Origin of the sequence: Kitasatospora sp. NPDC048239 (genome assembly GCF_043202015.1) — a bacterium.
Lineage (GTDB): Bacteria > Actinomycetota > Actinomycetes > Streptomycetales > Streptomycetaceae > Kitasatospora.
The window spans coordinates 615,797-634,349 of record NZ_JBICZP010000006.1 but is presented as its reverse complement, the minus strand read 5'-3'; the positions used below and the strand labels follow the sequence as shown (position 1 = coordinate 634,349).

The window sequence follows — 18,553 nt, the reverse complement described above, 5'->3', positions numbered from 1 at the left end:
CGAAAATCGGGCTACTTGAGCCCCCAGGTTCTGTGCCGTGGTCGACCTGGTCGACCACGGCACACAGTCTTTCCCGCCCCCTGGCAACCACCTCGACGACCTGCTCATGGCGCGGAGATGGATCTACATCGGCGCTCGGCGACCGCCCTCACCACCCGGCGGTGCCCGCCCTGCCTCAGTCGAGGCCAAACGATTTTGCCAGCGCCAAGACCTCCAGCACCTGCTCCACCCCCAAGTGCCGGACATCCCACAGAAGCGCAGCCGTGTCCGCCACCTCCGGCGGAAGGTCACGGAGCGAACCTGGCGGGCGGTGAATTCCCGTCAGCGCCTCAAGGGTTCCGAACGGCACTCCGAGTACGGCGGCAAAGCCCGTGAGAAGCTCGGCATCGAGCTGCCTCGTTCCATGCCCCACGGACCCGATGGTCGCACCCGCCACGTAGACACCGGACATATAGGCCATGACCTGGGCCGCGGACACCAACCTCAGATTGCGGAGGGCGAGCATCCGCACGAGGAGGGAACCGACTCCGGGAGGGTACTGCTCATAGGCGCGCTCCTTCCTGGGGGAGTACGTCCGCGGCACCCCCGAGAGGGACCGAGCATGGTCGCGCACTCGCTGCCGGTGGACCGCGGGCAGGGCGAGTGCACTCTGCACCAGCCTCGGGAGCTCACGTCCCGACCTCTCGTCGAAGCTCAGTGCCTCTCCCTCGAGGGGGAGACCGGCGACGAGGAAGAGGTCATCACGGCGCAGCCCGGTCCGATCCGCCAACTGACCGAGGAATTCCTTCGCCGGAGGCTGTCCCTCGAGGAGACTCTCCAGCTGACCCGCTGGGCCGCCGTCGCCCTGTCGGAGACCCGCGACCGGACTCCGGATGAGTCGCTCCAGGAGCACGTCACGGTCTGGGAGCTCGGGAATTTCCATTTGCCACCGCCACATCGAAAGACAAGGCCGTTCGGCCGTCTGAAACTTGCTGGGGCGGCCTCTGCAGAGGCCGCCCCAGCGGAATCCACCCTCAGAACAATCGCCGAGTGGGCCCCTTGTAGTACTCCCAGACACTCTCGTTGAAGTCCCAGCCATGCCGCCGGAACGCCCTTTGGCTGATTTCCAGCAGCGTGAGACCTGGCATGTTCTTGTCGGGACGGTAGTGACCGGAGAAGTTGATGATATGGGAGATCGCGCCTTCGACGTCCACTTCGAACGTTCCTGCCATGATCACTCCTTGACGGTCAGCCAGGGAGGTGTGCCCTGCATCGAAATCCGCCATCGTCTCGTCGTCCAGTGCGCGCAGGGAACCATCCCGGCGGACGATGAAGGTGTAGGTGCCCTCCGTGAGCGGGGCCCCCTTCGCAAGCCCTTCGCCCGCAGGAAGGACCCCCTGGGGTTCGTGGTCGACGCCCTCGCGGAACGGCTCCCACACATGGGGATCGGGGCACTCGTTGTGGACCAGGACCGGGGTGGTGCCGACCAGCACATAGTAGGTGTGGAGCTGGGCGACCGTCAGGTTGTACATCTGCTGGGCGCCGGAGAAGGGGCGCACGGCGGTGATGCGGACGGGGGCGCCGGTGGTGGTCTTGAGGGCGTGGCCCTCGGTGAGGTCGGCCGCGGGGACCCAGGTGTGGGTGGTGTCGTCCCAGAACGGGTGCTCGGCGGTGGTGTGGACGGTGCTCTCGGCGCCGGACTCCGTCCGGACCGTGAGGTCGATCAGCTCCTTGTCCTCGTGGACGAGCGTGGCGGTGACGGCGCGGGCGCCCTGCTCGGTGGCGGTCTCCTGGTCGGCGGCCTGGACGAGGTCACCGGTCTTGATGTCGCCGATCGCCTTGCTGCTGCCGTCGGCCATCAGGACCGGGGTCTCGGGCGTGAAGCTGCAGGTCGTACCGTGCGGCGGGGAGGGGTCGGTCTTGGGGGTGGCCGGCGCCTTGGGGTCGGCCTGGTGGACCTTCGGGGCCGCGGGCTCCTGGTGGGGAGTGCTCGGCCCGGAGGAGCCGCCCTTCGGGCCGGAGGGCTTGGGGCTGCTCTTCGGCAGGAGTTTGCCGGCGGCCTTGCGGATGCCGCCCGCGTCCTTGATGGCCTTGGTCGCCAGCCGGACGCCCTTCACGCCGGCCTTGACGAGTCCGACTCCGTCCACCGCGATCTCGACGACGGTCTCGACGATCTCGCCCGCGACGTAGTATGGGTCGTCGTGCGCGATCCCGAAGATGTCCGCCACGGGGTGCGAGGTCGGCTCGATGTAGTGGGTGGTCCCGAAGAGCGGGACCCCGGCCTCCTTGCTCATCTCGTTCGCGGCGTTGTTCATCGCCACGTACGGGCTGTTCTCCACGGCCCAGCCGATGGCGCTGTCGACGGCGCCGGCGACGAACTTGCCCGCCTTCTTGCACCAGCCGCAGCTGGGCCAGAGGCCGTTCGGGTCGCTCAGGTTGACCGGGTTGTTGTTGCCGTAGGCGTAGCCGCCCATCTGGTTGGGATCGCCGGCCATCAGGACCGGGTCGACGCTGAGGAAGCGGCCGAGGGCGGGGTCGTAGTTGCGGGCGCCCAGCAGGTTGAGGCCGCTGGTGGCGTCGGCGGGCTTGCCCAGGTAGCCGTGGTTGTCGGCCCAGGACTGCGGGGCGGTGCCGCGCGGGTTGCCGTAGGGGTCGAAGGCGCGCCGGGTGACGGCCTTGGTGGTGCCGTCGATCTCCAGGCCGGACGTGCCCTGGAGGTCGGTCGGCTGGTAGGTCAGGGCTCCGCTGCTGGAGCGGACGATGACGGTGCCGTCGGGGTTGTTGTAGTAGCGCGTACCCGAGACCGTGTCGGTGGCCCGGTCGAGGGTCAGCTGCTCCTCGCCGCCGAACAGGTAGAGGACGGTGCTGTCGGGGCCGCGATGGATCAGCAGGCCGCCGTTGGCGTCGTAGAGGTAGGTCGCCGTCCGGTTGACGCCACCGCTGGGGGTGGTGACGGTCTCGGTGAGGCCCTCGGCGTTGTAGGTGAAGGACTGGGTGGTGCCGGGGGCCGGGGTGCCCTCGGCGGAGTCCCACTTCTGGTTGGGGCTGCCCGGCGCGCAGGTCCACAGGATGACCCGGGTGACGGGCTCGGTGGTGGCGCCGGGGATGTCGATGCACAGGCCCGAGGCCGGGTTGACCAGCGTGCCACCGGCGCCGGGGCGCCACTCCTGGCCGGCGCTGCCGTCACAGGTCCACAGTTCCAGCTGGGTGTTGCTGCCGCCGGAGCCGCCGACCGGGCGCAGGCACTTGCCGACTGCCCTGAGCGTGCCGTCGGTGCCGGCCGTCCACTGCTGCCCGGTACCGCCGTTGCAGGTGAAGGAGAAGATCCCCGTGCCGTCGGCGTCCCAGGCGTGGTCGACGTCCAGGCAGAGCGGGGTGGTGCCGGTCGCCAGGCCGGAGGCGATGGTGCCGCTGTTGGTGCCCGCCCGGGAGGTGGTGTTGCCGGCCTGGTCGTACTGCGGGGTCAGGGTCGCGTTGGAGGACGGACCGGTGGGGGCGTTGGTGCTGACCGGCCACTGCTGGTTGCCCTGGCCGTTGCAGTACCAGAGCGCGACCTGGGTGCCCGGGGTGGCGTTCCACGCCGGCAGGTCGAGGCAGAGGTTCGCACCGGTGTTGAGCAGCGCGCCGTTCGCGCCGTCCTGCCACTGCTGGAGGTCGCCGCCGTCGCAGGTCCGCAGCTCGATCGCGGCGCCGGGCCAGTTGCCGGCCGGGCCGGCGCACTTGCCGAGGGCCCGCAGGGTGCCGTCGGCGCCCCTGGTCCACTTCTGCGCACCGGAGCCGTTGCAGGTGTAGACCTGGACGGCGGTGCCGTCGGCGGTCCATGCACCGTTGACGTCCAGGCAGTTGGACGTGGAGCCGTTCGGCACCGCGGAGGTCACCGTGCTGGTCGCCGGACCGCTGGAGGTGGTGACGGTGGTGGCGCTGTTCGGCTTGGCCGCCGGGGTGCGGCCGCCGCCGGGGTAGGTGATGGTCTGGGTGATGTCGCGTGAGGTGTCGCCGGTGATGTCGTGCTTGACCTGCTGGGTGCGGTCACCGAGCAGGTTGTGCTGCCAGCTCTGCCAGTAGGGGGCCGGGCCGCCGATGGCCGACGGACCGGGGTTGGGGTTGTTGCAGTGCGAGAGCTGTCCTGCGGTCTCCTTGCTGACACCCCAGGTGTCGGTCCAGGCCTCGGCCAGGCGGTTCAGCCCGTCGTAGCGGTAGCACTGGACGTCGAAGGCCTGGTCGGTGCTGCCGGAGGACTGCAGCTCCGCGACGTTGGTGAGGTTGCCGGCCTCGTCGTAGCCGTAGGTCTTCGCGGAGACCGGGTTGGCGTCGCCGGTCTGGAGGCTGACCCGGTTGGTGGTCAGTCGGCCGGTGGCGTCGTCGTAGGTCTGCTTGGTCCGCAGCAGGCCGCCGGCCTTGCCGTAGGTGGACTGGAGCAGCTGGCCGCGGGGGTTGTAGCTGGCCAGGTCGAGCAGCGGGGTGTTCGCCGTGCCGCTCTGGAGCAGCTTGCCCTGGACGTTGTAGCCGAAGCCGAGGCTCTCGGCGGGCAGGCCGCCGTCGGCGTTGTAGCCGATGGAGGCCAGCAGGCCCACGTTGGGGGTGTAGGCGGCACTGGACGTGTAGTCGCCCGCCAGCCTGCCCTCGGACGCCGGGATGGTCGTGGTGGTGCCGGTGGGCTGGTAGGCGGTGTTGTAGCCGTTCACCTTCTGCACGTACTGGTTGCCCGAGGCGCCGCCGTCGTAGCGGGTGGTCGAGGTCGGGTAGCCCTTGGCCAGGGTGTCGTAGGTGGAGGAGGCGAGGAGCTTGGCCGGGTCGGCCGTGCTCGTGCCGTCGTACCGCCCGGTGACCCGGCCGAGGAGGTCGTAGGTGAAGGAGATCGAGCGGCCGCGGCCGTCCGTGCTGGTCGCGACGCGCCCGAGGTCGTCGTAGGCGACGGTGGAGGTGCCGCTGCCGGGGTCGGTCTGGGAGATCCGGTTGCCCCGCAGGTCGTAGCCGTACGACCAGGTGTTGCCGACGGTGTCGGAGATGGCGGACACCTCGCCGCCGGGCTTGTAGCTGTAGCTGGTGGTGACGTCACCGATGCCGGGGCCGCCGTGCACGACCGAGGAGGTCGTCTGCCCGAGCGCGTTGGTGAACGTGGTGGTCGCCGTCCCGCCGTTCGGCGGGGTGGAGTCGACCCGGTCGGCGCCCGGGTAGGCCGTGGTGGACTGCCACAGCAGGCTGGCCTTGGCGTACAGCTGCTGGGCGGTCGGGCGGCCGAGCCCGTCGTAGACCGTGACCTGCTCGGACGGCAGGGTGTTCTCGGTCTCCTCGAACAGGGTGGAGCCGGGGGCGGTGGTCGGGTCCGACCAGGTGGGGATGGTGATGACCGGCCAGCCGTGGCTGTCGTACCGGACCGAACTGACCAGTCGTCCCTCGGAGTTGTTGGCCGGCGTGGACTGGTTCTGCCTGGCCTGCAGCATTCCGTCGTAGATCGCGACCGAGGTGCTGTAGGTCTCGTTCTCGCGCAGCGTCCTGGTGGTGATGCTGGAGACGTCCGGCTTCTCACCCTTGCCGTGCACCGCGTACTCGAAGGTCCGGTCGGCGCTCTTGCCGTCGTCCTTGTTGCGTCCGGGCGTCCACACCTTGGTGCGGCGGCCGAGGGCGTCGTAGGCGGAGTCGGTGATCCGCCCGTTGACGTCGACGGCCCGGGTGACCAGGCCGCGGGCGGGTGCGATGACGCTCCTGCCCGTCCACCCCAGGGCGTTGGTCGAGGACAGCTCGGTGGCCAGGATGCCGGCGGCCGGGGTGTAGGCGGTGGTGGTGACGGTTCCCGCGGCGTCCACGTCGCGGACGACGCGGCCGTACTGGTCGTGGCTCTGCGCGCCCTGGGTCTGGAAGACCGGCTGGCCCGAGCCGTCGTAGGACTTCACGGACTGGGTGGCGGTGAGCAGGCCCAGCGAGGTGCCGTTCTGTCCGAGCACGCCGACCGCGCCCGGGTTGGCGACGTCGCCGTTGCCGTCGTAGACGTACCGCTTGTGGCCGATCGTCCGGTCGGCGCTCTCGGCCGTGCCGCACGGGCCGGCGACGCTGACGCTCTCCTTGGGGTAGATCAGCATCATCGGGTTGGCGGTGGGCGGGTCCGCGTAGGTGACCGTCGTGCAGGTCTCCTGGGCGGGCACCGAGACGTCACCCTTGTCGTGGACCTTGGACTGGCGCCCGAGGTCGTCGTAGTCCGTGCTCGTGCGGGTCGTCCGCCAGGTCTGGCTGTCGGACAGCAGCGACAGTTCCCGGCTGCCTGTCGTCTTGACCCGCTGCGCGGTGAGGGGCGGCAGGGTGGACAGCGTCCGGGGCGGGTCGGGCGGGAGGGTGGTCTTCTTGGAGGCCCAGGCCGTGCGGGCCTTCGAGGCCGTCTCGACGGTGGTCGGCACGTCGGGGACGGCCTTCGCGACGGCCGTGCCGTTCGCGGACTTGGTGTAGGTCGTGGTCTCCTGCGCCATGCCGGCCAGCAGGGGGTTGTCGTCGACCGCGTCCTGGTCGACGGAGTTCTTCCAGGAGACCTGCCGCTTGGTGGTGCCGTTGGCCAGGTAGTCCCCGTTCATGCCCCGGAAGTAGGTGGACGTGCTCCGGGTGATCGCGTCCGGGGCAGCACCGGTGGTGGTGGTGACGGTGCGGTAGCCGCGGAAGTCGTTCCAGGTGCGGAACCGGTCGTCGGTCTGGTCGGAGTCGTCGCGGTGCCAGGCCGCGCCCTCGCCCTCCTCGCCGTAGGTGTACGAGGTGGACTGCGCGGGCGACGCGGCCTTGGTCAGGTCGGAGACGGTGACCTTGGCGACCAGGGTCTTGTGGAACCAGTCCGCGATGGGCTCGCCACCGCCGGGCGTGGTCCAGTACACCGGGAAGCAGGCCAGCTTGTTGCTGTCGGCCGAGGCCGGCATGGTGCCCTTGTTCCGGGAGCACTCCTGGTCGCGGTAGGAGACCGCGACGAAGGAGCCGGTGTCGGTCTGGATGCCGGATATCCGGGGCCGGTACAGCGGGGGTGCGGCCGGCGTCGGGCCGTCCACGCGGTTGTCGACCTCGATGCCCTTGAAGGTCACCGGGTCGAGGGTGGCCGTCTGCTCGTGGTCGCCGGCACTGGTGTCCAGGCCGGTGTGGCTGATCTCGGAGAGCCACAGCACCGACTGGAGGGAGCCGGCGTTCTTGGTGTCCCCTTCACTGTTGGTGACGGGGTCGAGGGTCGCGCCGGCCTCGGAGTAGAGGTGCTTCAGGTCGTACTGGTCGACGCTCTTCCAGCCTGCGGCGGTGCGGATCTCGGTGGTGATGCGGTTCAGCCGGACGGTGGACCAGAAGGTCGGCGAGGCGATCCTGCAGACGTTCGGTCCGGTCCCGCTGGTCGGCCAGCCCTCCTGGCAGCCGAGGTCGTAGGGGACGTCCGGCCAGTTGCCCGCCGTCGAGGCGTTCAGGTTCGACGCCTTGCAGACGTCGTCGGAAACGACGCAACGCTGGGCGGTGCCGAAGGTGACCCGCGAGGACGGCTCCCGGCCCGCGGTGGCGTCGGCGAGCTTGTAGCCGTAGGAGATGCCCGTCAGGTAGCCGGCCCGGGTGTACTTCTGCAGGGAGCCGTAGCCGCCGGCCTTGGCCGCCTGGCCGTAGCCCATGCTGTAGTAGTTGGCCTCGTTCACCCAGTCGTAGCGCTGCAGGTTGCCCTGCGGGTCGACCACGAAGTCGATGTTGAAGCGGTAGCCGGGCTGCTTGTCACACTGTGACGCCTTGCCCTTGGCCGCCGTGTAGCACGGGTCGCCGCTGTTCGGGTGGTAGACCGGCACGCCCCAGGCACTGTTGGTGGCGGTGTCGGAGGCAGTGCCGGGCGCGTGGTTGAGACCGAGGTAGTAGGCGGTGCCGTCGGTCGTGGTGACCTTGAAGTACTCGCCCTCCCACAGGTCGTTGGCGGCGCCGGTCAGTCGTTCGATCCGGGTGCCGTCGTCCGACTCCAGGTGGTACACGCCGTTGGCGTCGCGGATCAGCTCGCCCGAGTGCGAGCCGAGCGACATGGTGGCGCTCCAGCCGCTCCAGCAGTGGTCGGCGGAGCCGTCGATACCGGCGTTGCCGCAGCTCTTGTAGGAGCGCTCGATGAAGCCGGGGCTGTACGACCAGCCGTCACCGATCCACGAGGCCTGCGAGTTGCGGGCCGAGGTCTCGCCGTCGACGGCCTGGGAGTTGTAGCTCAGTGCCACCGAGGGCACCGGGCCGGCCAGCGAGGGCGGCAGCGGCACCGGGTAGCTGTAGGTGAAGGCGCCCGACGCCGTCTGGGACCAGCTTCCGGAGGCCGAGAGCGAGGTGGCCCCGTAGGAGCCCTGGGAGCCGCCGACGTCCGCCACCGCCGCGAGCGCGAGCGACGACGCGGCCTGCACGCCCGACGCGGGGGCGGCGAACGCCTTCGCACCCGCGGCGGCGCCGCCCGATCCGCCCGCAGCCGGGATCGCGACCGTGCCGGTCAGCTTCCGGCCGACCGGGTCGTTCTGGTACTCCACCGGCACCTGCTGGCGGCAGGCCTCTACCTGAGGTGTCGTCAGGGCACAGGAGGGCATGGCCACCAGCCGCAGCCGGGAGGCCCAACCGCCGCCGTAGGCCTGGGCGATCGCGCCGTAGTCCAGGGACACCGCGACGCTTCCGGCCTCGGTGCGACTGTCGGCGCGCGACAGCCCGACGAGCAGGCCGTCCACGCCGGCCGACTGGGCCTTGGCCCGGTCGGCGACCTTCACCTCGACCGAGGACGGCGCGCTCACCGGCGCCTCCGAGCCGACGATGTCGCGGGCCTGGGCGCCGAGTTGCTCGGGCGCCGCGGTGCCGACCAGGACAGGTGTGGCACCGGCCCGCACCGGGGCCTGCCCACTCGCGGGCTTACCGGCGGGCGCGGACCCGGACTTCGCGGCCGTCCCGCCCAGGTTGACGGTGGCGGTGGCCTCGGCCGGCCACTGCGCGGGGCTCGGCTTGCGGGCCGTCAGCTCGCGCGCGCCCGCCTGAGGCTTGGCCTCGACCCGGCCGGTCCCGTCCGCGTTGTGCCCCTGGACCTTGGGCAGCTGCTGCAGCGGGTCCGCGGGCCAGGTCTTCTCGTCGTAGTCGTAGTGGTATCCGCCGACGACCTCGGCGCCCGCCATCGGCACCAGGAGCGACAGCACCGCAGTAAAGGCAGCGACCGTCACCACCCTTCGCCGAAAGCCGCGCTCCGGATGATCGGAACCGAACCAGCGCAGCCTCGCGCGCACCGTCAACCCCCCGTTTTATAACAGCCTATGAATACCCGTCGCCTCGGAGTCAGTGATTTCCCGGGCGATCGTGCGTGGTCGCCGGAACCGTATTGTCACGGGCACGAACCGCGCAATAGCCTGCCCGCGATCGACCGGTGCGGCGCGAGCCCCAATACCGGTCCTTCGCTGCTCAACCGCTCGAACCTGCCTCTCCGCGGCCGGTTCCTGACCCACCGTGTGACGTTCGCCACGCAACCGGGTCCGGGCCGGTCGAACCACCCTGAAAGGGACCATTCGTGGGGGAACCCCGTCGTGTCCGGCAAAGCCGCACACGTAGACTGACGCACCGTCTGGCACTGATATCCGCTGTTGGTGGACTTGTTGTGGGAACTGCCGGACCGGCATTCGCCGACGACCGGCCATTCGCCGTCAAACCGGCGCAGAACACCCGGCCCGAGGCATTGCCGACTCCGCCGCCGGGCGGCCCGGTCCAGGCTGCCAGGCTCAAGGCCAAGAGCACCGGAAAGCCAGTCACCGTCGACGAGTTGACCACCGAGTCCTCGCTGACCGTCGCCGAACCGGACGGCAAGCTGACCCTGACGACCCATCTGCAGGCCGCCCGGGTCAAGAAGAACGACGCCTGGACGCCGGTCGACGCCGACCTCGCCCGCAACCAGGACGGCAGCTGGTCGCCCAAGGCCACCCCGTCGGGCGTGGCGCTCTCCGGCGGCGGCACCGGACCGCTGGCCACGCTGACCGACAAGGCCGGCCGCAGCCTGGCCCTCACCTTCCCGGTCGCGCTTCCCGTGCCGACCGTGAACGGGGCCGGCGCCCGGTACCCGGAGGTGCTGCCGGGCGTGGACCTCCAGGTCGACGTCACCGACCAGGGCGCGGTGCGCGAGGTCCTGGTGGTGAAGGACGCCAAGGCCGCCGCCAACCCGCAGCTCGCGTCGCTGCGGCTGGCCACCTCGGCGAAGGACCTCAGCGTCTCCGCCGACCAGACCGGCACGCTGACGGCCCGGGCGGCCGACGGCACCGCGGTGTTCAGCGCGCCGACGCCGGTGATGTGGGACTCGGCGACCGCCGGTCCCGCGGCGGGCAGGCCCGAGGGCCGCGCCGCCAAGTCGGCCCCCGGCGCGGCCGAGGCGCCCGCGCAGGCCGAGGCGCCCGCACAGCCCGTCGCGGGCGGTGCCCAGCTGTCCTCCACCGACGGTCCCGGGGACAACGCGAAGATCCGCCCGATCGGTGTGAAGGCCGACGACGGCGCGCTGACGCTCACCCCCGACGCCGGGCTGCTCGCCGGCCACGACACCGCCTGGCCCCTGTACATCGACCCGACGTTCACGCCCACCGCGCCGATGGGCACCAACCACTTCGTCCAGGTCATGGAGGGCTGCCCCTCGCCCGGCTCCCAGCTCGACAAGGAGCAGCCCAAGGGGCAGGGCGTCGGCTACCAGCAGTACCAGGACAACTGCTTCGGCATGGAGCGCTCGTACTTCGAGTTCAACACCTCGGCGCTGGACAGCCGGATGTACATCGACGAGGCCACGGCCTACTTCTACGAGACGTACGGCGCCAACCACGACTGCAACAACGCCACCGCGCCCGTCACCCTGAAGTGGATGAAGGACGCCATCGGCACCGGAACGGACTGGCTCCACCAGCCGCAGATCCACCAGGACCTCCAGACCCAGCGGCCCAAGAGCGCCTACTGCAACCAGCAGCCGGTGAACTTCACCGTGACCGGTGCCATCCGGGAGGTCGCCCAGGGCGGGATCCAGCAGTGGACGCTCGGCCTGTTCGGCGACGAGTCCCGCTCCGCCGGCAACTACGGGTTCATGCGCTTCAACAAGAACCCGTACATCCAGGCCAAGTACGACATCGCCCCGAACACCCCCGACGCGTTGTACACCAACCCGGGCTCGCAGAACCCGAGTAGCACGGCCTGCGGCGGAGGCGAGCCCGGCTGGATCGGCATGACCACCCTGGCGGGCGACACCTCGAACATCACGCTCAACGCGTATGCCTCGACGCCGATGTCCGGCAACAACCTGGTGGTCGGCTTCCACACCTGGGACAACATGGTCGACGACGGCAACGGCAACCCCAAAGACGCCACCTGGGTGGCCAGCGAGCCCTTCGGCTCCTACGGCTGGGGCCGGGCCAACATCGGCGGCCGGGTCTCCGACGGGCACCAGTACGGCTGGAACGCCTGGGCCTCCGACGGCCTGCTCGACAGCCCCGGGTCGGGGTACTGCTACTTCAACGTGGACCTCACCCCGCCGTCCCTCGCGCAGTTCACCCCGCTGCAGTCCTTCCCGCCGCTGGGCAGCGGGCTGAAGCCCACCGCCCACGCCGGTGACCAGGGTGTGGGCATCACGGTCAGCAGCAACGACCCGACCCCCGGCGGCTGCACCCGCGGCTCGTGCATCAAGAGCGGCGTGCGCGGCTTCCAGTACTCGCTGGACGACAACATCCCGCCGGTGGGTGCCAACTTCAAGGAGGCCTCCCCCGACGCCGACGGCACCGCCGTCGCGGAGATCCCGATCAACCTGCCGCGCGACCAGTGGGGCACCCACCGGCTGTACGTCCGGGCCGTCGACGGAGCGGGCAACACCCAGCCCGATGCCGCGGTCTACGACTTCTACGCGCCCTGGAACCCGGACAACAAGGTCGCCCCGGGTGACGTGAACGACGACGGCACGCCCGACTTCCTGGCCCCCGACTCCCAGGGCAACCTCACCCTGCTGCCCGGCAACGCGGACGTCACGGCCGCACCCGTCGTGTCCTCGGCCAAGAGCCAGAGCCCCGAGCACGACAGCTGGAACAACTACCTCATCGCCCACCGCGGTTCCGTCACCGAGGGCAGCGTCGACGACCTGATCGCCTACAACAAGGGCACCCACAAGCTCTACGCCTACCTCAACGACGCCTCCTCCGTCCCCGCCGGCACTCCGGGCCACTTCAGCCTCGGGAACTTCATGCCGCTCGGCGCGGCCGGCACCTGCCCGAGCGGAATCGACGGCACCTGGAACAACGTCACCCAGCTCGTCTCCCCCGGCAGTTACGGCAACCCGCGCAAGCTGGCCAACGTGGTCACCGTGGAGAACAACCTCCTGCGGTTCTACGTCGGCAACTACACCGGCGGCTGCCGCCTGGAACCGGGCGTCACCCTCGGTGACGGCGACTGGTCCAAGGTCACCCTGCTCACCCCCGGTACCGTAGGCGGCACCCCCACCCTGTGGGCCCGCGACAACGTCACCGGCGCGATCCTCAGCTACCCGCTGGCCTTCGACGCCGAGGGAAAGCCCACCGGCACCCTCCACGCCCCGGTCCACCGCCCGCTGGTCTCCGGCGTCAAGAACGCGGAAGGCGTCGGCATGTGCGCCGACATCGACCACGGCTGGACCTCGAACGGCACCACGGCCTTCCTGTGGAACTGCGGCGCCGGCAGCCCCAACCAGCAGTTCACGCTGGGCGCGGACGGCCTGGTGCACGTCCTCGGGAAGTGCCTCGACATCCAGGGCGAGGGAACCGAGAACGGTTCCAACGTCGTGCTCTGGGACTGCACCGGCGGCGGGAACCAGAAGTGGGAGGCCGGCACCATCGCCGGCACCCTGCGCAACCCGGTGTCCGGGCGCTGCCTGGGCGTCCCCGAGGGCCTGAACACCCCGGGCAACCAGCTGATCATCTGGGACTGCGCCGACGACGTCAGCCAGAAGTGGGACGGCGCGGGCGCGGCCGAGCAGCTCACCCCGCAGGCCGCGCTCACCCCCGGCTTCACCAGTGCCGAGTACCCCGGTCTGGAGTCGCCGGGCGACGTCCACGGCGACGGCTTCCCCGACCTCTACGCCACCGGCGCGGACGGCCGGCTCAGCCAGGTCCCGGGTGTGGCGGCCGAGAACGGGCTGGCCCGCTTCGGCACCCCGATCACGCTCGGTGTGCCGAACCGGCCCACCGGCTACCACGTCCGCTCCGCCTACGACGGCGGCATGTGCCTCGACAACTACGGGCCGTGGCTCGGACACGACCTGGCGCTCTACAGCTGCTGGAACGGGGCGAGCCAGAAGTTCAACTTCGCCCCCGACGGGACGCTCCGCACCGGCCAGTACTGCGTCGGCGTCCGTGACAACGAGGTCAGGAACGGCGCGTCCGTCGCCATCCTGGACTGCCTGGGCGAGCCGGGCCAGCAGTGGACCCTGCGCAGCGACGGCAGCCTGTACAACCCCAACTCCAACCGCTGCCTGGAGATCCCCGGCTGGGACGCGGCCAACGGCCGGTCGCTCGGCCTCTGGGACTGCATGGAGGGCCACCGGAACCAGCTCTGGAACCTCACCGTCAACACCGCCTGATCCACCGCACCGCTCCGTGGGCCCGCAGCGCTTCGTGTGCTGCGGGCCCACGGCTCGTCCGGGCCCGCCCGCCCTCGCCGGCCGTCTGACGTGCACGCGACTGGTGCACGGGGTGAAGATATGGCGTACACGGAGGTGATTTGCCGGGCTTGACCGCAATCACAGACCGTCAGGGCTTTGCCACCCCCCGCGGGCGCTCCTACGCTCCGGCCTCATGCCCTCACCCCTGATCAGCGTCGTACTCCCCGCCTACGACCAGCAGAAACAGCTGACGGACTGCCTGGACTCCCTCCTCGCCCAGTCCTTCCGCGACTTCGAGGTCATCGTGGTCGCGGACCGCTCCCCGGACACCCCGGCCGACCTCGTCGACGCGTACGCGGCCCGGCACCCGCGGGTCTCCGTACTGCACCTCAACGCGGCCGTCGGCGTGGGCGTCAGCCGCAACGCGGGCGCCGCGCGGGCCCGCGGCGAGTACCTGCTGTTCCTGGACGCCGACCACCTGCTCCCCCGGGACGGCCTCCGGTCGCTCGCCGACCGGCTCGACCGGACCGGGCCGGTGGACCTCCTGCTCTTCGGGCACACCCGGCAGCACGGCGGGCGCGACTGGCCGGGCGGCGCGGAGTCGCTGCTGGCCGAGGCCGGGCCCGAGGCGTTCGGGCCGCTGGAGCGCCCCGAGCTGTTCGGCGCCCCCGCGCTGGCCTGGGACCGGCTGCTGCGCCGCGGGTTCTGGCAGGACGCGGGGCTCGCCTTCCCCGACGGCCGGTACGAGGAGATCCCGCTCGCCCACCGGGCGCTGCTGGCCGCCGGGCGGATCGCCGTCCTGCCGCGCGCCTGCGTCCAGCTGCGGCGCCGGGAGACCGTCCACCCGGCCGGCTCGCCCGGCAGCAGCCGGTTCGACATCTTCGACCAGTACGAGCGGAGCTTCGCCCTGCTGGACGAGCTCGCGGCCGAGCGGCCCGGTTCGGCGGCCGCCCGGGACGCCCTGTTCATCCGGATGATCCGGCACTACCTGTTCGTCTTCGACCTGGCCGGGTGCGTGGCCCGCGCCGAGCGCCCGCAGTTCTTCCACCGCGCCGCCGAGCACCACCGCCGCTTCCAGCCGGCCGGGCACCGGCGGCCGGGCGGGCGCGAGGGCGTGAAGTTCTCGCTGCTCGCCGGGGGCGCCTACCCGGCCTTCGAGATGGCCAAGCTCTCGCACATCGCCCGCGGGACCCTGACCGGCACGGCCCGCCGCAAGGCCTCGGTCTGACGGCGGGCCGCTCTCCCCGGACGGTTCTCGCCGGGCCGCCCCCGCCGGACCAGCTGTTACCGGACCGCCCCCGCCGGGCGCTACACGTGGGCGGTGCCCCCGTCGGCGGCCATCGCGGCCGCGACCCGGCGGGCGGTGTCGGCCCACTCCTCGGCGGGGGCGGGCGGCAGGGCGTCCATCCACAGCGCGAGGGTGGAGCCGCGCAGCTGCATCATGCCCTCGGGCCTGGCCATCAGCCAGAAGTGCAGGTGCGAGGCGCCGTCGCCCCACTTGTTGACGTGCACCCGGGCGATCCCGCCGAGCGACATCAGCGCCGCCTCGACCCGCTGGAGCATCGCGCCGAGCTCGGCGGCCCGCTCGGCCGGGAGGTCCAGCAGGTCGTGGTGGGCGCGGGGCTGGAGCAGCACGACGGCGGGCAGCCCGGAGGAGGCCTGCGGGGCGCTCAGCCGCCAGTGCGCGTCCGTCCAGAGGAAGTCCTCGTCCGGGCGGGCGCACTGCCCGCAGGAGTCCGGTCCGCCCTCGCCGTGCCGGGGCGGCTCGGGCAGCTCGGGCTCGTCCAGCACCTTGATCAGGAGGTCGCCGTCGTACGGGAAGATGTCCCAGGAGTGGGCGCCGTCGGCGCGCAGCGGCGGCCGCTCGCCGATCGGCAGCCGGGCGAGGAAGCGGCCGGGCTCGGCCGCGTCGCCGGCCGAGGAGTCAGTGATCATGGCAGTCGAGGGTGCCATATGACACCTCGTCGGGCGTACACCGGGTGGCCCGAGACGGCCGGCCCGCCCGGCTGGGATGATCGGCGGCGGTACGAAGGACACCCCGCCCCGCCTCCGGGAGGACCCACGTGAGCCGCCCCTCCGCCGCCGCCGGTGCCGACCTCGCCCGCGAGCTGGCCGCCGCCCTGCACGGGGACGTGCGCTTCGGCGCCGCCGAGCGCACCGTGTACAGCCACGACGCCTCCAACTACCGCCACCTGCCGCTCGGGGTGGTCAAACCGGCCGACCTGGACGATGTCCGCACCGCCCTCGCGCTCTGCCGCCAGTACGGCACACCGGTGGTGGCGCGCGGCGCCGGGACGAGCATCGGCGGGCAGGCGATCGGCCCGGGTGCCGTGATCCTTGACTTCCGCCGGTACCTGGGCGCGGTGCTGGACGTGGACCCGGAGCGGCGGACCGCCCGGGTCGAGCCCGGAGCCGTCCTGGACGACCTCCAGCGCGCCGCCCGCCGGCACGGCCTGCGGTTCGGACCCGACCCGTCCACGCACAGCCGCTGCACCCTCGGCGGCATGATCGGCAACGACTCCTGCGGTGCGCACTCGGTGGCCTGGGGGCGGACCTCCGACAACGTCGAGACCCTGGAGCTGCTGCTCGCCGACGGCACCGAGCTCACCGTCGGCGGCGCGCTCGCCCCCGCGGAGCGCGCCGCGCTCCGCGCACTCCCCGGCCGGGCGGGTGAACTCCACCGCTCCCTCCAGGCGTTCACCGACCGGAACCTGGCCGTGATCCGCCAGGGCATGCCCGAACTGCCGCGCCGCACCTCCGGCTACCCGCTGGACGCCCTGCTCCCCGAGCGCGGCCACCACCTCGCCCGCGCACTCACCGGCACCGAGGGCACCTGCGCGCTGCTGCTCGGCGCCACCGTCCGGCTGGTCGAGGAGCCGGCCGCCCGCGCCCTGGTGGTGGCCGGCTACCCGGACGAGAGCGCCGCGGCCGATGCCGTCCCCGCGCTGCTGCCACTGCGCCCGCTGACCGTCGAGGGCATGGCCGCGGACCTGGTCGCCGCACTGGTCGCCGCCGGCCCGCGCCCGCCCGCCCTGGACCGGCTGCCCGACGGCGCCTGCTGGCTGTTCCTGGAGACCGGCGGCGCCACCGGGGCCGAGGCGCTGGACGCCGCCCGCCAGCTCGCCGACGCGGTACGGCGCGAGCGCACCGCCACGGTCTCGGTGGTCACCGACCCGGACCAGCAGCGGCAGCTCTGGGCCGTCCGCGAGGCCGGCGCCGGGATCGTCACCCGGCTGCCCGGCGGCGGGGAGGCCTGGCCCGGCTGGGAGGACTCCGCCGTCCCGCCCGAGCGGCTCGGCGACTACCTGCGCGACCTGCGGGCCCTGCTGCGCCGCCACGGCCTGCACGGCATCCCGTACGGCCACTTCGGCGAGGGCTGCGTCCACCTGCGGATCGACTTCCCCCTCAGCGGGCCCCAAGGCCTGCCGGTCTTCCGGGAGTTCATGGAGCAGGCCGCCGACCTCGCGGTCTCCTACGGCGGCTCGCTGTCCGGCGAGCACGGCGACGGCCAGGCCCGGGCCGAGCTGCTGCCCCGGATGTACCGCCCCGAAATCATCGACCTCTTCGGGGAGTTCAAACAGATCTGGGATCCGGAGCGGCTGCTCAACCCCGGCGCACTGGTCGACCCGCGCCCGCTCGACGCCGACCTGCGCTTCTCCGGACCGGTCCGCGAACTACCGCTCGCTCTGCCGTACGAGCGCGACGACGGCAGCCTGCTGAAGGCGGTGCACCGCTGCGTGGGCGTCGCCAAGTGCGTGGACACCAGCACCGGGGTGATGTGCCCCAGCTACATGGCCACCGGCGAGGAGCGCCACTCCACCCGGGGCCGGGCCCGGCTGCTCGCCGAGATGCTGCGCGGCGAGGCCGTCCCGGACGGCTGGCGCTCGCCGGAGGTCCGGGAGTCGCTGGACCTCTGCCTCGGCTGCAAGGGCTGCGCGAGCGACTGCCCCGTCCACGTCGACATGGCCGCCTACAAGACCGAGTTCCTCCACCAGCACTACCGGCACCGGCTACGGCCCGTCGCGCACTACTCGATGGGCTGGCTGCCGCTCTGGCTGCGGGCCGTCGCGCTGGCCCCCGGCGCCGCCAACCTGATCGCCCGCTCGCCCGCCGCCGGGCTGCTCAAGCGGCTCGGCGGGGTGGACCGGCGGCGGGTGGTCCCGGTCTTCCCGCCGGAGACCTTCAGCCGCTGGTACCGCCGCCACCGGGCCGCGCACCCGGCGCCGCCCGGCGCCCGGCCCGTCCTGCTCTGGCCGGACACCTTCTCGGACCACCTCCAGCCGAACGTACTGCGCGCCGCGGTGGAGGTGCTGGAGCACCTGGGATTCGACGTCCGGCTCCCGGACGGGCCGGTCTGCTGCGGGCTGACCTGGTACTCCACCGGCCAACTCGGCACCGCCCGAAGGGTGGTGCGCCGCAGCCTGCGCGCGCTGGCCGCCACCGGGCTGCCCGCCGACACCCCGGTCGTCGGCATGGACCCGAGCTGCACCGCCACCCTGCGCGAGGACCTGCCCCGCCTGCTCGGCCCCGACGGCGGCCCGCTCGCCGAACGCACCCGCACCTTCGCCGAGTTCGTCGACGAGTACGCGCCGGACGCCCCGCTCCCGCACCTCCCGGTCGACGCCGTCACGCAGACCCACTGCCACCAGCACGCCGTGCTCGGCACCGCCGCCGACCGCCGCGTCGAGGCCCGGCTGGGGCTGCACAACCGGGTGCTCGACTCCGGCTGCTGCGGGCTGGCCGGCAACTTCGGCTTCGAGCAGGGGCACTACGAGGTCTCCGCCGCCATCGCCGAGCGCGTCCTGCTCCCGGAGGTCCGCGCCGCCGCCCCCGACACCGTCCTGCTGGCGGACGGCTTCAGCTGCCGCACCCAGATCTCCCAACTCGCCGAGGGCCGCCAGGCCCTGCACCTCGCGGAGCTGATCCAGCGGGCGCTGCGCGAGGCGCGGTAGTGGCAGCGCTCGGCCCGTCGGCCGGGCGGCCGACGGGCCCCGG

The 18,553-nt window shown here is 72.0% G+C and carries 6 protein-coding genes; 3 read left to right on the top strand and 3 right to left on the bottom strand.

Translation table 11 applies throughout. The annotated features are described in order from the left end of the window. Positions 1-175: 175 nt before the first annotated feature. Both ACGFZP_RS20050 and ACGFZP_RS20045 read right to left on the bottom strand, forming a co-directional pair. A complete protein-coding gene (locus tag ACGFZP_RS20050) occupies positions 176-922 on the bottom strand; it encodes a hypothetical protein (RefSeq protein WP_392934532.1) in 747 nt (248 codons plus the stop codon). A gap of 91 nt (positions 923-1,013) precedes the next feature. Further along, on the bottom strand, positions 1,014-9,116 hold the full coding sequence (locus ACGFZP_RS20045) for a ricin-type beta-trefoil lectin domain protein (protein WP_392934531.1): 8,103 nt from the start codon (positions 9,114-9,116) through the stop codon (positions 1,014-1,016). 614 nt (positions 9,117-9,730) lie between these two features. Here ACGFZP_RS20045 and ACGFZP_RS20040 point away from each other — a divergent pair. Continuing rightward, a complete protein-coding gene (locus ACGFZP_RS20040) occupies positions 9,731-13,537 on the top strand; it encodes a ricin-type beta-trefoil lectin domain protein (protein WP_392934528.1) in 3,807 nt (1,268 codons plus the stop codon). Positions 13,538-13,751: 214 nt separating this feature from the next. Beyond that, positions 13,752-14,786, top strand: coding sequence for a glycosyltransferase family 2 protein (locus tag ACGFZP_RS20035; RefSeq protein ID WP_392934526.1), 1,035 nt, complete (start codon positions 13,752-13,754; stop codon positions 14,784-14,786). An 80-nt stretch (positions 14,787-14,866) separates the two neighbouring features. Here ACGFZP_RS20035 and ACGFZP_RS20030 read toward each other — a convergent pair whose 3' ends face one another. Then, the gene (locus tag ACGFZP_RS20030) at positions 14,867-15,493 is read right to left on the bottom strand and encodes a hypothetical protein (protein WP_392934524.1); all 627 of its coding nucleotides are present in this window, start codon (positions 15,491-15,493) and stop codon (positions 14,867-14,869) included. 128 nt (positions 15,494-15,621) lie between these two features. On the opposite strand from ACGFZP_RS20030, the gene ACGFZP_RS20025 reads away from it, so the two are divergent. Continuing rightward, the gene (locus ACGFZP_RS20025) at positions 15,622-18,510 is read left to right on the top strand and encodes an FAD-binding and (Fe-S)-binding domain-containing protein (protein WP_392934521.1); all 2,889 of its coding nucleotides are present in this window, start codon (positions 15,622-15,624) and stop codon (positions 18,508-18,510) included. The last annotated feature ends 43 nt before the right edge of the window (positions 18,511-18,553 follow it).

Excerpts from the sequence above, each read along its gene's own strand:
- ACGFZP_RS20050 (WP_392934532.1), bottom strand. The coding sequence starts at position 922 with ATGGAAATTCCCGAGCTCCCAGACCGTGACGTGCTCCTGGAGCGACTC.
- ACGFZP_RS20035 (WP_392934526.1), top strand. The coding sequence starts at position 13,752 with ATGCCCTCACCCCTGATCAGCGTCGTACTCCCCGCCTACGACCAGCAG.
- ACGFZP_RS20030 (WP_392934524.1), bottom strand. The coding sequence starts at position 15,493 with ATGATCACTGACTCCTCGGCCGGCGACGCGGCCGAGCCCGGCCGCTTC.